The organism is Polynucleobacter sp. MWH-UH19D, assembly GCF_040409795.1.
Lineage (GTDB): Bacteria > Pseudomonadota > Gammaproteobacteria > Burkholderiales > Burkholderiaceae > Polynucleobacter.
Window position 1 is genome coordinate 338,514 of record NZ_CP099571.1, and the last position, 17,454, is coordinate 355,967.

Consider the following 17,454-nt stretch of genomic DNA (forward strand, 5'->3'; position numbering starts at 1 on the left):
ATTGGTGTTGCTCTCATTCGGTCTAGTTGTGAATGTAGTGCATTTTGATCAAAACTTTCCACTGATCATAGTGTATCTATTAATAGGAATTATCTCGATAAAAGTTGTAGCCAAAAAGGATTGCGGGACGATGACGCAAGCGGCAGGAATTTTTTCCCCTTATTCTCTTTTCAATTTTCCCAATAAATGAGTTGGATAATGAGAGTATTTACTGGGGTGGAGAAGAATTTTCCGAAGAAGCTAGGTTACTTGGCGTACGCACTTCATTATTATTCGTATCCCTTTTTTGGATGGCATTATAAGTAAGATTTTCATCAAGCAATTTAGGCCATCCATTAATTAATATGTCATTTAATATTTACGCTTTATCGGCTCAAAATATAAAGTGGTTTTTAGTTCTTTCATCTGGCGGACTATTCATTTTTTTGAGATTTTTGATCTTCACATATATTATTATTTGTTAAGGGCGGTGAATTTAGTGAGGGGATAAATATTGAATCTAAGGCTGGCTACCTTTTCGTTGGATTTTTTTTTAAGCTCTATGTTATTAAATATGAGTTAGACTTATATCCTGTTGTGCGCAAAAAAAGTACACCATAAAGTATTTTTTAGGCTAGGGTTGCTTTTTTCAGCTTCGCCAAGCGGAATTTCACGGTTTCTTGTGGGCGCTCTCTACATACCACTGGTTTTGACATTCCTGATGAGGCAATAAAAAAATCATATATGTACGCCTCAAGATTTTTACTTATTTCCAAGTTTATTACTATCGGAATTGTTTTTTATATTCCCCATTCTTGAGATATTCAGGGAATTTTCATTTTTTGAATATCAGAGCGGGGGCACTTTGATGCATTCCAAATGTTCATGAGGGCATTAGATGCGGGCGAAATGAACTACATCTATGGATCTCTAGGAGCACTATTTTTTTATTCCAAGATCTATTTGGCCCTCAAAGCCGGTAAAATCAGACATCGAGATTTCTCTGTTGGTAGATTTGAGGTTGGAAAATGTATCCTTGCCAATCATAGGGGAATTATATTAGGCGCACCATTAATGAGGTTATTATTCAAAAAAATTGATTCAATTTACTTAAAATACAAACACAGCTCCTTATCAATTGACCATTTAATATATTTTCAGTTTGTGGGCTCGGTTGTTTATAATATGAGGGGTGGCTTTCTTTCATCTTTTGCATTTACCGTCAGTATTCTCATGACTTAGCTTCTAATCAGTTTGATAATTGACAATAAAATGCTTATAGCGTTAATTTTTCTAATAAATAAGATGCTTATATGCTTACTAAAATTGGCTCACTTTTTATCGCTTTGCGAACATTATTTACCCTCAATCGCGATCTAGATTTGATTAAGATTAACCAGGGGTTAATATTATCTAAAATGAACTTAAAAAAACCCCACTCTAGTTTGTCTAATTATGAGTTCAAAGTGTTTTCTCAGTGGGGTGAGGATGGAATCATACAGCATTTAATTCAGAATGTTTTTATTAAAAATAAAAATTTTATTGAGTTTGGTGTCGAGGATTTTTTTGAGTCAAATTGCCGTTTTTTGCTACAAAAAGACAATTGGGATGGATTTGTAATTGATGGATCAAGTCGAAATATTAAGAGACTTAGAAATTCATATTTTTATTGGAAGCATTCAATAAATGCATTGTGCTCATTTATTACCCGAGAAAATATAGAAGAGCTTCTTTCGGTAAGTGGTTTTGATAAAGATATTGGGCTTTTGTCGGTTGATATTGATGGGGTGGATTATTTTGTCTTAGAAAAACTTACTACCTGGACTCCACGAGTTTTGATTGTAGAATTTAACGCAATGTTTGGGATGAATAGAGCGGTATCAGTACCGTATTCATCGGATTTTGTGCGATCAAATATGCACCACTCCAATTTATATTATGGTGCTAGCTTGCCAGCCTTTATTCATTTAGCTAACAATATGAATATGGCATTGGTAGGTGTTAATTCTGCTGGTAGTAATGCATTTTTTGTTCGCAGAGATTTATTGAATGAGAGTGTGTCAGAAGTATCTATTGGCAACTGTTTTGTTGGGGCTAAATTTCGTGAAGGTCGTGACGTAAACGGTGCTCTTATTTGTCAATCTAGTAGAGAGGAATTAAGTTCAATTATGCAATTGCCTTTAATAGACGTCATTACTCAAGCAACTTTAAAAGTTGGGGATTTGGCATGTTAGCAAAAGATCATCTATGCGCGGGAATATTCGGTATTGAATACATTGAATAGACAGTCAATTTGGATAACTGGCGCCAATGGTTTTATTGGACGCAACCTTGCGCCGCTGCTTGCGGGCCTTGGTTATAAGGTTTTTGGATTAGGGCATGGCGCCTGGCCGGCTCGAGATGCTTTGGGGTTTGGTGTATCACAATGGGTTGATGGATCTTTAGTTGCTGAAAATCTTGATTTATTAGCAAAATCATCCTGCATACCCGATAAGATTTTTCATCTTGCCGGAGGCTCTTCTGTTGGAGTGTCATTAGAAGCGCCTTATGAGGATTTTTGTCGTACAGTCACTGGAACGGCAAATTTGTTAGAGTGGATTAGGTTAAATGCACCTAAGTCCAAGTTGATTGCAGTCTCTAGTGCAGCTGTTTATGGGGATCTTCATAAACACGTTGTTTCGGAGAGTGCTAAATGTAATCCATGCTCCCCTTATGGGCATCATAAATTAATGATGGAAATTCTTTGTCAAAGCTATGCAAAGACATTTGGAGTTAATGTTGTTATTGCAAGGCTATTTTCAGTCTATGGTAAATTTTTGCAAAAACAGTTGCTTTGGGAGCTGTGTACCAAACTTTCATTAGGCAATGCATCAATTACGCTCGGCGGATCAGGTGAAGAAACAAGGGATTGGGCAGATATTCGCGATGTAGTTATTGCTTTGCAAGTTGTAGGTGATTTAGCATCTAATGAGTCTCCAATAATAAATATTGGAACCGGCCTAGGTGTCAGAGTTAGGGAGGTGGTAGAACTTGTGCTGAGCTCTTGGCCCCACAGATCGAAAATTTTATTCAATATGAAAACTCGCAAAGGAGATCCGTTTAGCTTAATTGGCGATTGTAGGCAATTGAATTCGTTGGGATTTTCCTCGCAATTTCCCGTCCAAATTGGAGTGCCAAATTATGTTGAATGGTACCTTAGGCACATGAAAATTAGATAATGATCACTATTGCATTTAACTATATTGATGGTCGAATATGGCGGGGTGGACATCAATATATATTTAATCTTGTTAGTGCGCTGTCGAGTTTTTCTCCTGATCGTGTTCGTTCTATTATTTTTGTTGGTACTGATATTGCCGTTGAAGATCTTAGAGTCTTTGAGGGAATTGAGAGGGTCAAGGTAGTTAGAAATCAGACTTTTAACTCTAGTAGAAATAATCTACGTTTATTCAAAGCAATTTTATTTGGGTCCGATAATGAGGCGCTGAATATTTTTTTAGAAAATAAAGTTGATATTGTTTTTGAATCAGCGCGATTTTATGGTTGGCATTTTCCACTTCCAGTCTTGACTTGGATTCCAGATTTTCAGCATCGATATTTAAAAAAGCTATTTGGCTGGCAAGCATATTGGAAAAGAGAAATTGGCTTTCGAGTGCAGGCACTATCTGGTAGACATATCATGTTAAGTAGCGAGGATGCTAGAGGAGACTGTGAAAAATATTACCCAATAACCAAGGGTCGCACTAGCGTGGTACGTTTTTGTGCTCCCCCACCTAAATTGCCTAGCATAGAGGAGGCATCTAGGATCGTTGAGGTATATGGATTGCCAAAGCATTTTTTCTTTTTGCCTAATCAGTTTTGGGCCCATAAAAATCATATCTGCGTAATTCGTGCAGTATCCATACTTAAGAAACGTGGAATAAGTGTAGTTATTGTATGCTCTGGGAAGCAGGCCGATGAGAGGGACCCTCACTATTTCGAAAAAATTCAGCGGCATATAAATTTCAATGGTTTAGGGGATAGCCTAAGATTGCTTGGTATGATCCCTAGTGCACACATAATGGCTTTGATGATGAAATGTGCTGCCTTAATAAATCCATCTAAATTTGAGGGGTGGAGCACTACTGTTGAGGAGGCGAAGGTAATTGGGGTCCCTATAATTTTGTCTGAGCTGCGTGTGCATAAGGAGCAATGTAATAACGCATTTTTTTTTGATCCAGATGCACCGGATCAATTAGCCAACATTTTAGAGAGTTTTAATTCCTCCACTCATGGATTTGGCGATATTGGTGGGGGTCACTTTGCTGAGGTAGCGGAAATCAATTTTAATAAATTTTCAGAAGAGTTTACTAATTTGATAGAGCAACAAGTACAAATACAAAGAGGCTCATAAATTGCTAAAAATATCAGTCATTACCGCCTCATACAATAATTGTGGGACAATACAGCAGACATTAGACTCCGTATTATCTCAGACCTATCCAATTGTTGAGTATATAGTTATTGACGGCGGCTCAACTGATGGCACCTTGAAAATCCTTGATTTATATAAATCAAAATTGGATGTTTATATCAGCGAACCAGACGGCGGTATTTATGATGCCTTAAATAAAGGGATACTTCACAGCACTGGTGATATTGTTGGGTTTTTGCATGCGGACGATTTATTTGAAAGCGACGATGTTCTTGATAAGATTGCAAACGTTTTTAATGTCTCTAAGGTGGAGGCGGTATATGGAGATCTTGTATATGTTCGTAAAAATGATACTTCCAAAATTGTACGATATTGGAAATCCTGCGAGTTTAACGAGATATTTTTACATAAGGGTTGGATGCCACCTCATCCAACCCTTTATATAAGGCGCTCCGTTTATAAAAGATTGGGAACCTTTGATACATCTTATCTTATAGCGGCTGACTATGACTTAGTATTGCGGTTTTTTGGCAAAGGGAAATTATTTTCATCTCATATACCGGAGGTGCTGGTTCGTATGCGTCATGGCGGTATAAGCAATAAATCAGTTAAAACAATTATTAAAAAGTCTTTAGAGGATCTTTCTATATTAAGGCGAAATCAAATTGGCGGAATTTTAACTTTAATAAGTAAGAATCTATTAAAGTTGGCACAGCTTATTCCAGGTCAAACGAAAAAATAAGTGCAGAAATTTTTTACTATTGAATTGGATTCTTGCTTTACAGACAAGCACATAATGTGATCCGGGATATAGTCGCAAATTATTGATCTTAGCTAAGGCGCCTACTTTGCTCTAGATATCTCATTACTGTATCAGTCTTAGACCATCTTCCGGGTTGCATAATGATGGGCATACTTGCTCCTGAATTGAGTAAATTCTGCGCTCCACCTATGCGCATCGAGTAACCCCTTATTCCTTTGATAACAAACTCATCAAGCTCAGCAATTCTGACAATTCTTTTTATAGATTCGATTGACTTGCCCAGAACCCAGACTGCTGCGTGATGTTGCCCTGCGCGATCAATGCTAACCACGAGGTATTCCTGCTCTTCAGGAAGTTCTTTTAACTACTTAGTCAAAGCTAAATGAGATCTTTGACTTAGATGTAGCCATTTCCCTGTCGAGTATTGATCGGCCTTACTTTTTCTCGGGAGGATGAATAAACTCTCAATTGATCGCCGCTTTACTGAAGAGGTGTATAAGTTATCGATAAATTCGGATGGTAGTGATGCGAAGGAGATAGAAACGCTCATCCAAATGGTGGAATATATCAAACCCTATCGTCGGCGTAACATTTTAGTGTCTCAGCTTAAGCATATTAAAGCAGAATTTAAAAAACCATACGCATTGATCTTAGATGCGTATAAACAAGTCAAACCTTTGGCAACTAAGGATCCAACTTAAGAGGAGTTGGGCTATTTAAAGGTTCGCCTGTCTGATTGGCTAGAAAATATTCAATTCCCTCGTGTATTGATTGCTTGCTTCCTCCAATTGAATTAAGAATACAGTGCAATAAATCCAGAGAGCAAATCGAGGAAGGTATTGTCCAGATTCGGTAAGAGCGTTTTTTAAAGATGATGCAATTGGGTGGAGTGCAGCGCGCCAGTGATGAGCTTAATCGCGCCATGATTCGAGCTATAGATAAGTGCCGTAAGCACCATGAGTGGGGCCTTCAGAACTGGACAGAGCAATTACCTAGTGATGATGCTAAGCAGCTCACTTCAGAGTGGGGGCTTATTTATTTAAGAATGAGACGTATTCGTAAAGAAGAATGAGTCCGTTTTGTGGATTTTTAGTTGATCAGGTAGGGTAAAGATGCGCCCGCTAATGCCGTATATCAAGCTTTGGTGGAGGATATTTTCAAAGGTTAGTAAAGACGAAACCACTTTGGTGTTTGGAATTTTACAATTCTCCAATACAGCCAAGTATAAAAAATAACATATATACAAAAGAATGAGAAAAGCATCATCGTAGACTGATAGAAGAGGATCCCTGGGGCTATAGCCGAAGAGCACAATACCCAGAGAAAAGGTGATGTTTTGGAGTTTGCGGTCTGGGCTGCTATGGCGCTCCCTTTCCCCCCTGTGTTAAGTACCCGTCTAAAAATTAGTGAATGAAAATGTATGCCATCAGGGTCCCCTGGATTCTTTCCCTGATGAATTTTTCGGCGATAGATTGTAAATAAGGTTTCTGTGATTGGATAGCCATTTACGAGTAATGCAAACCATGGAGAGATCTCATTGTGACGTACCACCATTAAGATGCTAATAATTGCAATCCAAAAGCCAATCAAATAAGCTCCACCATCTCCTAAGAAAATTAAGCCACGAGGGTAGTTCCAAATAAAAAATCCCAAAATCGCTGCGGCCATTGTTATGCTTAAATAAACTAGAGGAAAGTCGTTAAATTTAAATCCTACGTACCCCAGTGCTAATAGGGTCATGATGGCTACCATACTTGCTAGTCCATTAAAACCATCAATAATGTTATAGGCATTTGACAGCCCAGTAATGGCAAACGTAGTAAATAGCATTGCAATTAAGGGAACTTGGAGAACGTAGTCAAAACCCCAGACATCAAGGGATGTAATTTCTGCTCCCAGCCAATGGCTTGCTGCAAGTGCCCCAATAGCAATGGAAAGCAATCTTGCCCTAATGCTGATGGATTTGGTGATATCTTCAGCAAAGCCAATTCCAAATGGGAGGATTGCGCATAGAATGAATATCAACTCTATACTTTGGCCATCCTTTCCAAGCCAGCGCAATGCAGTCGAAAGAATGATTCCTAAGCCAATCCCCAGCCCTCCAATTCGAGGTACAGAAAATTCATGAAATTTTTGTGGCCCACTAAGGTCATGATCTGCTGAGTAGAGTGCATGCAACCTCTGGGTGCGAATAATCAGAAGTGTTGTGATGAAAGAGGTAAAAAAGGCCAATAGAATTCCAGACATGGCTTGATTATAGATTCTAGATGCTCTCAATTTTTCATTTATTGCCCAAGTATGTGTCTAAGCTTCATGGTCTGCGTTTGCTTATCCAAAGAATTGAGCATCTCAGCATATTTGGGCTCGCCTTTTCCATTTTGATGTTCGTTTTTGGTATTTTCTGGAATTGGCTGTTTGATGCCTTTTAAGGATTCTATTTTCAAAAAATCTGGTATGCAGATGCCAAATGCGATTCTTGCACATTGCTGCAGGGCTTTATATCTGAGCATTCTTCTAGGCATTTTTTGCCAGATTTCATGATCTTGACTTACTTCCGAGAGGTATTCTCGAACCGTGATGGGCCATATGCGGTCTGATCGACTGATTGTGCATTCGCCCCAAAATGGCAGTTCACCTACCTTGCACGGTGATTCAGCAAAACTGATCCCTCTAAAAGCCTGTTGATTGTTAATTAATTTGATCCAGGCATCAATACTTAATGATATGTTCCAGCCTTCAGGGTATTTGTGGGCAAGAATTTCTCTATGAAGTGGGTTGAGTGAATATTTTTGGGCGGTTCGAATAAGTGCCAATACAACATCTTCCGGCATATTGTGAAATTGCGAAAGCCAAGCTTCAATTTCTTCTGGATGAATACTGATCTTTTGAGATAAGCATTTAATTTCAGCTGTAAGTATTCTTGTATACCTCTCCCCTGGCATGGCTGGACTAACCCTGATTGATGATAATGATTCTATGGGTGACCTATTTTTTTCTGCAGAGAGTTCTTGCGATTGTTCTTTCTCTAAACCATCCGTTCTATTTTTCATCTTTAGCCCCTAATGAATTTCTATCGTCATTCTGAGTATCTTTAATAACCAACCTTCGAGAATTTAGAATGGGTATTTTGTAGGCTTCGCAGATGGTAGGATGCTCTGCTTCAAGCCTTTTACTATCAAGCTTGAAGCTAGGCTTTGGCGCCTTCCAGGTCGCTAATACTTTCCCCTCAAAGGTGAGCGTTTCTGCCTCTCCCATTTGTTGCATGATCCTTTGTTTAATAGACGAGACTTCATCTTCGCTCAGCTCGATATGTTTATTAAGTACGTGTAATCGTTTGACGAGTTCAAGCGCTTCTTGTCGTGCTTCTATGGACTTGGTAGGGTTACCTTTTTTAAAGAGAATTTGGCAATCCTGTATATTGCTTGGTGGTGGGGCAGAATTTTTTAGAACATGCTCATTCCAAAAGTGTTCTGCTTTTTGAAGAACAAGGCTTTCTAAATCGTGATCTCGCTGGAGCTGATAGATGCGAAAATCACTATTGCCAAAGAGGACTGCAATATCGGCCTGATCAATCCCCGTAATGGCCATATACCAAATACATTGGCATAAATAACTCATCGGCACTTCATCGCTACCCACTTGCCCCCATTCTGACTTGGCAAAGCTATTGGCCGTTTTGCATTCCAAAATCTTGGTGGGCAAACGATCTGCGCCATCACCCAAAATAAAACGATCGATATGCGCAGCCATATAAGAGTGCTGTGGATGAATATGCGCGCTTTCATCATGTAGTAAAAGTGCTCCAGTAGCTCTGGCATATTCCTGCGCGATAAATTCTTCGGCATAACTGCCAAATCGTAAGGGCAAGGAGTCTTTGGTAGAAACCTCCTTGCCGGTCTTTTCTAGCCAAACCTGCAAGGGGGTTTTAAAGCGGGATAAACCCAAAATGGCACCGATATCGGAGCCACCTATGTATTTAGTTCGATCCACGGTAAAATCTTGATTAATAAGCATTTTTTATATCCAATTAAATATTAAATATTACGTTACTGATATATTTAATATCATTATAAGGTATTTTTAGATTGATTACAAGCGGTCAAATTAAAGCTGCCAGAGCATTATTGGGGCTCACCGTTGCTGAACTGGCAAAGACTGCTGGAATTGGATTTACAACAATGGTTCGCTTGGAGTCGGCTGATGGGGTTCCATCTGGAAATGTAAAAACCCTCAGCTCGGTTAAGTCTGCAATTGAAAAGGCTGGGGTTGAATTCATTGGCACACCAGAAAGTGGCGCTGGGGTTCGCTGGCGACCCTAATCTCTCAGTTGCCATCGCTAGATTGGCGGGCAACAAAATCAGTAGCAAAGCAACCCTCCATTGCAATCTGATGAAAACTGAGCGCTACCAATTAACGCCTTTTGTAAAAGCTCCCCCTTCGCATGCAAAGTTTTTTGTTTTCAATTACAATGTCAGCATTAGTTACTTAAAAATGATTGACTACGTGCAATCAGCGATGCATCTAAAGACGATTAGATGGTCACACTAAAGCAGCTGATCTTGCGGACATGCAAGGCGTGACGAACATGCCAGTAGCAACAGACACATATCTGTGAAGTAAAACGGCTCGGACAATGAGCGCGTGAATTACAAACCCCGGACAGTGGGTGTGTGCTTCAGACGGCAAGCACCTTTGTAAATCAAATCAAATTTTTTGAATTAAATAGCGCCACAGGTGCGTCCATTTTTTGGCGCTTCTGGTGGCATATCAATTGATTTTGCTTATTTAAGCAGAAAGAGCATTTTTTATGAACGCAAATAAAGCAGTAAACCATCAGGGCCAAACCGGCCCTAAAACCCAGTTGGGTAAACAAGCCTCAGCCAAGAACTCGCGTAAAAGTGGGATCTTTGTAAAGGGGTATTTAGAGTGGGAGGATATTGAGCAAAAGCAGCAAATTCATGAGGCGTTGTGTGAGCAGTGGGGTGCTCATGATCCCACTAGTCAGCTCTTCATTACCACCTTTGAACAAGCTAGTCTAGAGTGTGAGCGTATTATGTACGCACAAAAACTCAAGATTGATGCCACCATGATGCAACTCGATATTGCCAAAGAATTTGCAAGGTTAGCCAATCTTGATGACCATCATGCCTATCTACTACCTTCTTGGTATTTTATGGAGGATGACGAGGAAAAATTATGGAGTATTTTTCTCCATCAGGTTTGGCTACAAGCAAAAGATCTGCAAAGAAACTTTCGCGATTCGCTCATCCCCAAAATACCGCAAGACTATCCACAGCTTTACGAGTACATCATGGATGGGCAAGCGGCAAATGCCTCATTTGTGCAGGTACTGGGTAGTCGCTTTTTGCAAAGTGTGCCCACCTTAAACCTAGCAAAGCTCATGAATGAGATCTCGGAAAAATATCCGCATCATCTTCAGTGGGCGCAAGATCCCAGGCGCTATCAAGTGATAGTTGATGGACTTAGGGCCAATTTGCTTTTAGAGGCATTGGATTTAGAGAAAAGCTCGCGTTATATGACGAGCATTCAAAATCGGATGCTCAAAGCAGTGCAAGCTTTAACAGCACTTAAGCAAATGCGTGCCGATAGTCACAATCCGGTTATTGAGCTTGGGGGTCCTGCAGTGAAGCTTGGGCACTCTAACCGGCGGCGCAAAGACTTGGATGAAGGGGATGAGGCGGTGGCGGCCTAGAGTGAATTAGGTGCAGGGGCGATAAACAGGTCATTTTGCAAAACGAAATGGCCTGTTTACCCTGCAAATAATGGTCAATAAAGCCCTTTTAAAGGCATTTTTCTTGTCGAAAATAGCAAAAATGCCTTTAAAATTAATAATTAACCTCCATATGATTGTAAATATTCGCTGTTAAGAAGTGCGCTATTAGCAATTAAAAAGGTAGAACAAAGGCAGACAAAGTGGATTTAGCAAAATGGCGCAGATTAATACGCTAGTCAATGCAGCTCGGGCAGTGGTGCAAACTACTGGCTCTGCTGTAGGTGTGTCTGCCGCTAATGCCAATTTAGTGGCGGTGGCCGGCGCCCTCTCAGGAATGCAATTATCGGGCTATGAGGTAGTTAACCCGCAGATGTTTGTTAGCGTTCCGGATCCTGTTGATGCCCTAGATGCCCTAGTATCCATGGCTAGTGATATCTCACATGTTATTCCTAGCCCATTTCAATATGAAGGTTTTGATCCAAATATTGCTGCGGGATTAGTGGGGCCTGATGCAACATTCAATTTTCAGGATCCCTTTTTTGCCGAGATAATTTCGCAAACAGCGCCCGATAGTGAATCAAGTTGGGGTGGTTTGTTGCTCGAATCAAATAGTTTGTATGATCCTAGCCACCCAGATGGCGGGGGTATGGGACCCGAAGCGCCGATTCATCATGACCCTGCTGCTGGTTCGCAAGATACGAGTGTAATTTTGGCTGATACTGCGCAGAACAATAATTCAAATGGAGTAGATAGCAGCATTAGTCATGTGCAAAGCGCTATTTCCCAAGCCGCCAATACTGCCGCTGCGAATATTAACTATGCATCTTCATTGTCGAATTATGGGTACGGCTCTAGTTATGGTTACTTGGTAGAGCCAAATGGGTTTGTTTACCATAGTAGTGGAAGTGGGGATGTGATTGAAGGCAGCGCCTTTGCAGATACTCTATTTGGCTCAAGCTCCGGTGGGGATACGTTAAGCGGTGGCGCAGGAAATGATACGTATGCAATCTATGCTTCTACCACTCAAATAGTGGAGCTTGCTGGTGGCGGTGCGCATGATACGGCTTATATTGGGGTTGATAATTACCAAGGCACCAGTGGTATAGAGCGTATTGTTGCTTTAAATACTCAGTCCTATGCAGATCATGCAGCAGTTAGTGGGCCTTATATTGCTGGATTGGATTCTGGATGGCACCTGTATGGATCAACTGATGCGCAAACCTTAATTGGTTCTTATGGTGCCGATATTCTCAATGGTGGCGGTGGTGCTGACTTGCTTATCGGCGGGGCAGGCGATGATGTGTATTCATACACCGGTAGTGAAACTATTATTGAAGACGCTAACCAAGGCCATGATATTGTGCAAACCTCTGCCAACTTAAGCTTGGCAAATAATGTAGAAGTTGGACTAGCCCTAAGTACTGCGGGGGACGTAAATATTACCGGCAATGAGCAAGACAACTTATTGATTGGTAATGGAGCAGCAAATAATTTGAGTGGCGGATTTGGTGCCGATACTTTGATTGGCAATGGTGGAGATGATGTATACACCGGTGGTGCAGGTGCGGATACTTTTATTCTCAATAGCCAAGATAGTTATATGGGTGAGATTACGGACTTTCACTCCGGGCAAGATCATCTTGCCCTTATTCATGCTGACCCCACTGTGACTTTATCAATGGCCCCTAGCGATGGCTTTACTGGCGTAGCCGGTCAGCTTTTGGTTACGGATGGTGGATTGCAGGTTGATTGGAATGGTGACGCTCTATTTGATTCTGTATTGCTGATTAATGAAGCCCCAGTCCTATCTGATTTTACGGTGATTGACCCCAATCACATTCCGCAATTTTAGACTTTATGACGACACAAAGTCTTGAGGCATCTGCTCAGTTAAGTGGGAAAAATTTGTATGAAAGGGTAGTTGAGTATATTGGTCGTGGTCAATATGCTAACGCGATTGAAGAGCTTAAATTAGTTGATAAAAAAGTTTTACTTTCTAGTCATGCGCTCCTTAATGCTTATGGGGTAGCCTTAAGAAGTACGGGTAAGCCAGAAGCGGCAATTCAGATGTACCATTTGGCGCTTAAGTTAGATAGTCAACATGGCGGCACTTGGTCCAATTTAGGAAATGCTTTAAAAGACGCCAATTACCCGGCAGCCTCAATTGTTGCTCATAAATGTGCGCTAGATATTGCGCCAAGTCCAGAGGGTAAGTTGTGGCATAACTATGGCATTGCCTTGGCTATGGCAGGTGAGCATCAAATGGCAATTAACGCACTAGAAAAAGCGCTGAGTATTACCCCTGAGAAGCAAGGCTTACGCTGGGACCTAGCCCGTTCACAGTTGGCGCTTAAAGATTACCAAAATGGCTTTAAAAACTACCAATATCGATGGGATATGGAGGAGGCGCCACCCAAGCGCGTATTCGGTAAAGAATGGGATGGTTCTCCATTAAAGGAAGATTTGCTGTTTGTATATGCAGAGCAGGGTTTTGGTGATTACATACAGTGCGCTCGCTACTTGCCATTATTACTTGAAAAAGCGCCGAACATGATCGTTGAGGTGAAGCCAGAGTTGCGCATATTACTGCAGCATTCTTATCCGCAAATTACGTTTGTTGAATTTGTCGACAAAAAAATTGAGCGCGAAGCAGGTTTCATTGTTTCCTTGTTAGATGCGCCACGGTTTTTCCCCAACGAACCCATCCCTTTTGTTGGCGGGTATTTAAAACCATTACCTACTACACATCAATACGAGACTCGTTTAGAGCAACGATTAAATGATCCTCAAGCCTTAAAGGTGGGTGTGATTTGGTCTGGTAGTTTAACTTTTAAGCGCAATAAATATCGTTCCGCACCAGTAGAGTGGTTTTTTAATAATCTGGTTTTACCAAAGATAAATTTATTTTCATTGCAAATCGGGCCGCGGTCTGATGATTTAAAAAAACTGCCTTTACCATTAATATCAACCGAACTACTCCCACATATAAAAAACTTTAACGACACCGCACAGATACTACAAAAGTTGGATTTAGTAATTATGACTTGCAGCAGTACTGCACACTTATGTGGCGCTCTAAATGTGCCTTGTTGGGTGTTATTGGATAGTTCTCCACATTGGTTGTGGGGTCCACAAGGTGCCAGCTCTGATTGGTATCAAAGCCTGAAATTATTTAGACAGCAATCACCGGGAGATTGGAGATCGGTTTTTGATCAGGCTAGTGCTCAGTTGATTTCTTTAGGAATGCAAAAAAAACATGACTGACTCTCCGATTGTAAAAATTCTTCGTGACCCACTGCTTTCTCGCACTATCACTGCCGCAGTAATTGCCGATGGTTTGCTGCTTCTACCATTCTTTTTTACTTCCAATTTATTTAGCAAAATTTTGCCTTCAGGCAATATTTCTTCTTTGATAGTGTTACTAATTTTTTCTTTGGTAGCGTTACGCCTTAGTAATAACTATGACCGCTTGAGAACTGCTGGTTTGCTATTGATTCGTCGACGCATGCTGCAATTCTTGGCGCCACAAGAGGGAATTTTGCTCTTTGCACGAGGGCGAGAACTGACGCCTCATATTCGATTGCTCCAATCGATTGTCATTTCTCTGCGCTCTGGTGATTTTGTGGCAGTTGCTGGTGCTGCACTGCAAGTATTTTTTCCAATGGCTGTATTAATTTTGACGTTATTTGTTAGTTTCAAACTATTTCTTCTAATTCTCATTTTCTTATTGGTCTATGGATATGTTTTTCAATTTAAGCTAGCCCAACAAGCTAAGGGGGTGCAGGCCGATCGTATTGCCGGTGTTCGTCAAAGCTGGTTTTATCGCTGGATGGGATCATCGCCACGAAGAATGCGTTTTTATTTTGCTACGCCAAAATTAACCTACTCACCCTGGGAGGGCGCAGGAGAGGCAGCAAGAATGGGAACTTTTAAGTATTCTGCATCTTTATTGTTGTTATCTTTGGCGGCTTTTTTAATCATTGCCGATAATTTACCAACGGGATTTTTATTGCCTATTTCATTCTTTTCGCAAAGACTTTTGCAGCCTGCTGAGCGAATAAGACAAACTTCTATCATTTTTAAAATTTTTACGTTAGCCGCTGCTAATCCACCTAAACCATCGGTGATTGTCGCAACTGAAAAAGGCTCCAAAAAAGAATCAAGTGTGGTTTTGGTTGATGTAGTTGCCTCTGAAGATACCCAATCAGTAGACCCCAAAAAGAAAGTAGATAGTTTGCAATTTGTAGCGCCACTGGAAATTCATCAGGGTGAACTAAAGTTAAGGCTAAGCGATTCATTTGAGATTCCTGCGGGGCAAATTTGTGTAGTTTCTGCGGGTGTTGGGCAAGGTAAGACTTTACTGCTGGAGTCCATTTTAGGCATGCGTCCAATGCATACAGGACGCATTGATTTGAAGACTCAGTATGCTCAGCCCTGGGATTTAATTCGCTATATGAATCAAGCAGAGTTCTATGATTCAAGTGAAGAACAATCGTACTATACGGTTCGTCTGGGCGATATTAAAAAGGTATTGAGTAATACCCCCGGTCAATTATTGGTAATTGATGACCCCATGATGGGAATGGATGCTCGTGCACGGAATCAAGTCGTGCAAGCCCTAATTGAAGCTAAGGCCGCTGGCGCAACCATGGTGATTGCTTCAAATGATCGTCAATTAGTTGATATCTCAGATTGTTGGTTGACGATTAACGACACGGGTGAAATGCAATTACGCAAGAAGGAAGCTAGCGCTTGAAATTAACACGGCTTTTTTGGCGCCTTCTATCTAAGGTACTCACTTGGATTAGTAGAGCTTTTCGTCGCTTGACGCATTTCGTGCATCGTTATCTAATTACACCCCCAAGACGCAAAAAATTATTGCGCCTTGTTGCCAGAACTAATTTCTTTTTAAAGCATTTTAATCAAGGCTCACGATCATTTTTAGCCATTCGTCGCAATCGAAATGCAGTAACAACTGGATTATTTTTGGCAGTTCTCTTGGTCCCATTAAGCTCATCCGTTAACTTAGTTGGCCAGTTAGGGTTTGTAAAAAAGAAGCTGCCTGTTGAGACTTTAGAGGGGGGAATTATCCTCGAGGTCAACGTAGTAGATGGGCAATTTGTTAATCAAGGAGATGTTTTGGCATTGTTGGATGAACCTCGGATTAATTCAGAGTTAACCTCTCAGCTAAATAGTGCGGCAGCAAAAGCATGTAAGTTGGAGCGTTATAAGGCGATAGTTGAGTTAACCGATTTTCAGAATCCGACAAATGTTGATTTAATTCCGCAGCAATATATTGAGCGCTATTGTGTGCATGAGAAAAAAGTGGCCGATGGCTTCGTGGCATCCTATAAATCACGTATTGCGTTTGCTCAAGGCCAGCTAGATCATACTAATGAGGATATCCAGCGCCTCGAAAAGTCAGTATCCAATGAAGAGCGTCGTCTGCAAATTCAAAGAGAAATCTATTCTAAAAAGAAAGATTTAGTGAAGCAAAATTTTTATGCTGAGGCTGCCTTGCTCGATCAAGAAAATCAGCTGATCAATGCCAAACAAAGTCTCGAAAGTAAAAATATTGAGCTCTCTGATCGTAAAAACAAGCAACTGGATTTGCAAAGGCAGATTTTAGATATACGCTCTGAGTTTGGTGATAAAAATCGCGCTGACTATGCCGCATTGATTTCAGATTTTGAATCTCAGTATGCAAGTTTGAAATACACCTATCGCTCTAGCCAGAACTTGCGTATCACTGCGCCGCAAACAGGCTATGTGACGAACCTAAAAAAATTACGCCCGGGGATTTTGTTGTCGCCTCGAGAGCCGCTTTTGGAGATTGTGCCCACGGGTGAAGATCTTGTAGCTTTTGCCAGCTATAAGCCAGCCGATCATGCCAATATTCAGGTGGGTCAGCAGGCGGTGGTTAGGTTACAGACTCATAATCAAAGCCTTTCCCCAGAATTTCACGGAAAAGTTATTTCAGTAACAGCTGATGTTGCTCAAGAAAATCCAAATATGCCGCCCATGTATGAGGCGATTGCAGCCTTTTCATGTGACGAGCATTGTCGTAAAGAGGGTTTTTTGACGGCTGGAATTCCGGTTGATATTTACGTTCTAGGGCCGCGCCGATCTCTGCTATCCTACTTAATCAATACTATGTTTAGAGCAGGTCGGGCAGTCCTCTCTGAGCCAAATTAATCTTAACTACTTGGTATAAAAGGAAAATTATGAGTTTAGAAGGTGCAGATGTTTACATTGATGGAATTGGCTCCATTTTTTTTAATGGTCAGGTTTTAAAGGTAGATTTACTGACCTTATATCCAGACCCAAAGGAGGCCAATAAGATGAATCCTCGTTTGGCGGGTCGCATAGCGATGCCGATAAATGCTGCTGTGCAGCTAAGGGATGGGCTTAATCGTTTGGTGGCTGATTTACAAAAGGCTCAAGAGCAAAATCAAAAAGCCAGTACAGCAGCTGCTCAAGGGTTGGAGTCTGATGGCGCCGAGAAAAAATCAAAAAAGTAAATATCCAATAAAATCAATATGTTATAAAAATAGCCCCACAAAG

16 protein-coding genes are annotated in these 17,454 nt (G+C 40.8%); 13 read left to right on the top strand and 3 right to left on the bottom strand.

The features are described from left to right. Positions 1-1,292: 1,292 nt before the first annotated feature. The 6 genes from NHB34_RS01790 to NHB34_RS01815 all read left to right on the top strand — a co-directional run bounded on the left by NHB34_RS01790 (position 1,293) and on the right by NHB34_RS01815 (position 6,228). A complete protein-coding gene (locus NHB34_RS01790; RefSeq protein WP_353427867.1) occupies positions 1,293-2,213 on the top strand; it encodes a hypothetical protein in 921 nt (306 codons plus the stop codon). Positions 2,214-2,246: 33 nt separating this feature from the next. Then, positions 2,247-3,197 (top strand): NAD-dependent epimerase/dehydratase family protein, encoded by a 951-nt coding sequence (locus NHB34_RS01795; RefSeq protein WP_353427868.1) that lies wholly within the window; start codon positions 2,247-2,249, stop codon positions 3,195-3,197. Then, entirely contained in the window at positions 3,197-4,372 is a 1,176-nt protein-coding gene (locus tag NHB34_RS01800) for a glycosyltransferase family 1 protein (RefSeq protein ID WP_353427869.1), read from the top strand. Before NHB34_RS01795 ends, NHB34_RS01800 begins: the two co-directional genes overlap by 1 nt. Before the next feature lies 1 nt (position 4,373). Next, positions 4,374-5,135 carry a glycosyltransferase family 2 protein gene (locus tag NHB34_RS01805; protein WP_353427870.1) on the top strand — a complete coding sequence of 254 codons (762 nt, stop codon included), beginning with the start codon at positions 4,374-4,376 and terminating at the stop codon, positions 5,133-5,135. A gap of 473 nt (positions 5,136-5,608) precedes the next feature. Beyond that, on the top strand, positions 5,609-5,857 hold the full coding sequence (locus tag NHB34_RS01810; protein WP_353427871.1) for a hypothetical protein: 249 nt from the start codon (positions 5,609-5,611) through the stop codon (positions 5,855-5,857). A 170-nt stretch (positions 5,858-6,027) separates the two neighbouring features. Beyond that, positions 6,028-6,228, top strand: coding sequence for a hypothetical protein (locus NHB34_RS01815; protein ID WP_353427872.1), 201 nt, complete (start codon positions 6,028-6,030; stop codon positions 6,226-6,228). A 92-nt stretch (positions 6,229-6,320) separates the two neighbouring features. Here NHB34_RS01815 and NHB34_RS01820 read toward each other — a convergent pair whose 3' ends face one another. Genes NHB34_RS01820 through NHB34_RS01830 form a run of 3 tightly spaced genes read right to left on the bottom strand, consistent with a single transcriptional unit; the run spans position 6,321 to position 9,170 of the window. Next, a complete protein-coding gene (locus NHB34_RS01820) occupies positions 6,321-7,403 on the bottom strand; it encodes a glycosyltransferase (protein ID WP_353427874.1) in 1,083 nt (360 codons plus the stop codon). Between the two features lie 38 nt (positions 7,404-7,441). Next, positions 7,442-8,206, bottom strand: coding sequence for a recombinase RecT (locus NHB34_RS01825; RefSeq protein WP_353427875.1), 765 nt, complete (start codon positions 8,204-8,206; stop codon positions 7,442-7,444). Beyond that, positions 8,196-9,170, bottom strand: coding sequence for a lambda-exonuclease family protein (locus NHB34_RS01830; protein WP_353427876.1), 975 nt, complete (start codon positions 9,168-9,170; stop codon positions 8,196-8,198). Before NHB34_RS01830 ends, NHB34_RS01825 begins: the two co-directional genes overlap by 11 nt. A 71-nt stretch (positions 9,171-9,241) precedes the next feature. On the opposite strand from NHB34_RS01830, the gene NHB34_RS01835 reads away from it, so the two are divergent. The 7 genes from NHB34_RS01835 to NHB34_RS01865 all read left to right on the top strand — a co-directional run bounded on the left by NHB34_RS01835 (position 9,242) and on the right by NHB34_RS01865 (position 17,411). Further along, positions 9,242-9,475 (top strand): hypothetical protein, encoded by a 234-nt coding sequence (locus NHB34_RS01835; RefSeq protein WP_353427877.1) that lies wholly within the window; start codon positions 9,242-9,244, stop codon positions 9,473-9,475. A gap of 488 nt (positions 9,476-9,963) precedes the next feature. Then, the gene (locus NHB34_RS01840) at positions 9,964-10,869 is read left to right on the top strand and encodes a hypothetical protein (RefSeq protein WP_353427878.1); all 906 of its coding nucleotides are present in this window, start codon (positions 9,964-9,966) and stop codon (positions 10,867-10,869) included. 235 nt (positions 10,870-11,104) lie between these two features. Further along, on the top strand, positions 11,105-12,742 hold the full coding sequence (locus NHB34_RS01845; protein ID WP_353427879.1) for a calcium-binding protein: 1,638 nt from the start codon (positions 11,105-11,107) through the stop codon (positions 12,740-12,742). 5 nt (positions 12,743-12,747) lie between these two features. Further along, the gene (locus NHB34_RS01850) at positions 12,748-14,154 is read left to right on the top strand and encodes a tetratricopeptide repeat protein (protein WP_353427880.1); all 1,407 of its coding nucleotides are present in this window, start codon (positions 12,748-12,750) and stop codon (positions 14,152-14,154) included. Then, a complete protein-coding gene (locus NHB34_RS01855) occupies positions 14,147-15,646 on the top strand; it encodes a hypothetical protein (RefSeq protein ID WP_353427881.1) in 1,500 nt (499 codons plus the stop codon). Before NHB34_RS01850 ends, NHB34_RS01855 begins: the two co-directional genes overlap by 8 nt. Beyond that, the gene (locus tag NHB34_RS01860; protein ID WP_353427882.1) at positions 15,643-17,085 is read left to right on the top strand and encodes an HlyD family efflux transporter periplasmic adaptor subunit; all 1,443 of its coding nucleotides are present in this window, start codon (positions 15,643-15,645) and stop codon (positions 17,083-17,085) included. Before NHB34_RS01855 ends, NHB34_RS01860 begins: the two co-directional genes overlap by 4 nt. A 29-nt stretch (positions 17,086-17,114) precedes the next feature. Continuing rightward, positions 17,115-17,411, top strand: coding sequence for a hypothetical protein (locus NHB34_RS01865; protein ID WP_353427883.1), 297 nt, complete (start codon positions 17,115-17,117; stop codon positions 17,409-17,411). The last annotated feature ends 43 nt before the right edge of the window (positions 17,412-17,454 follow it).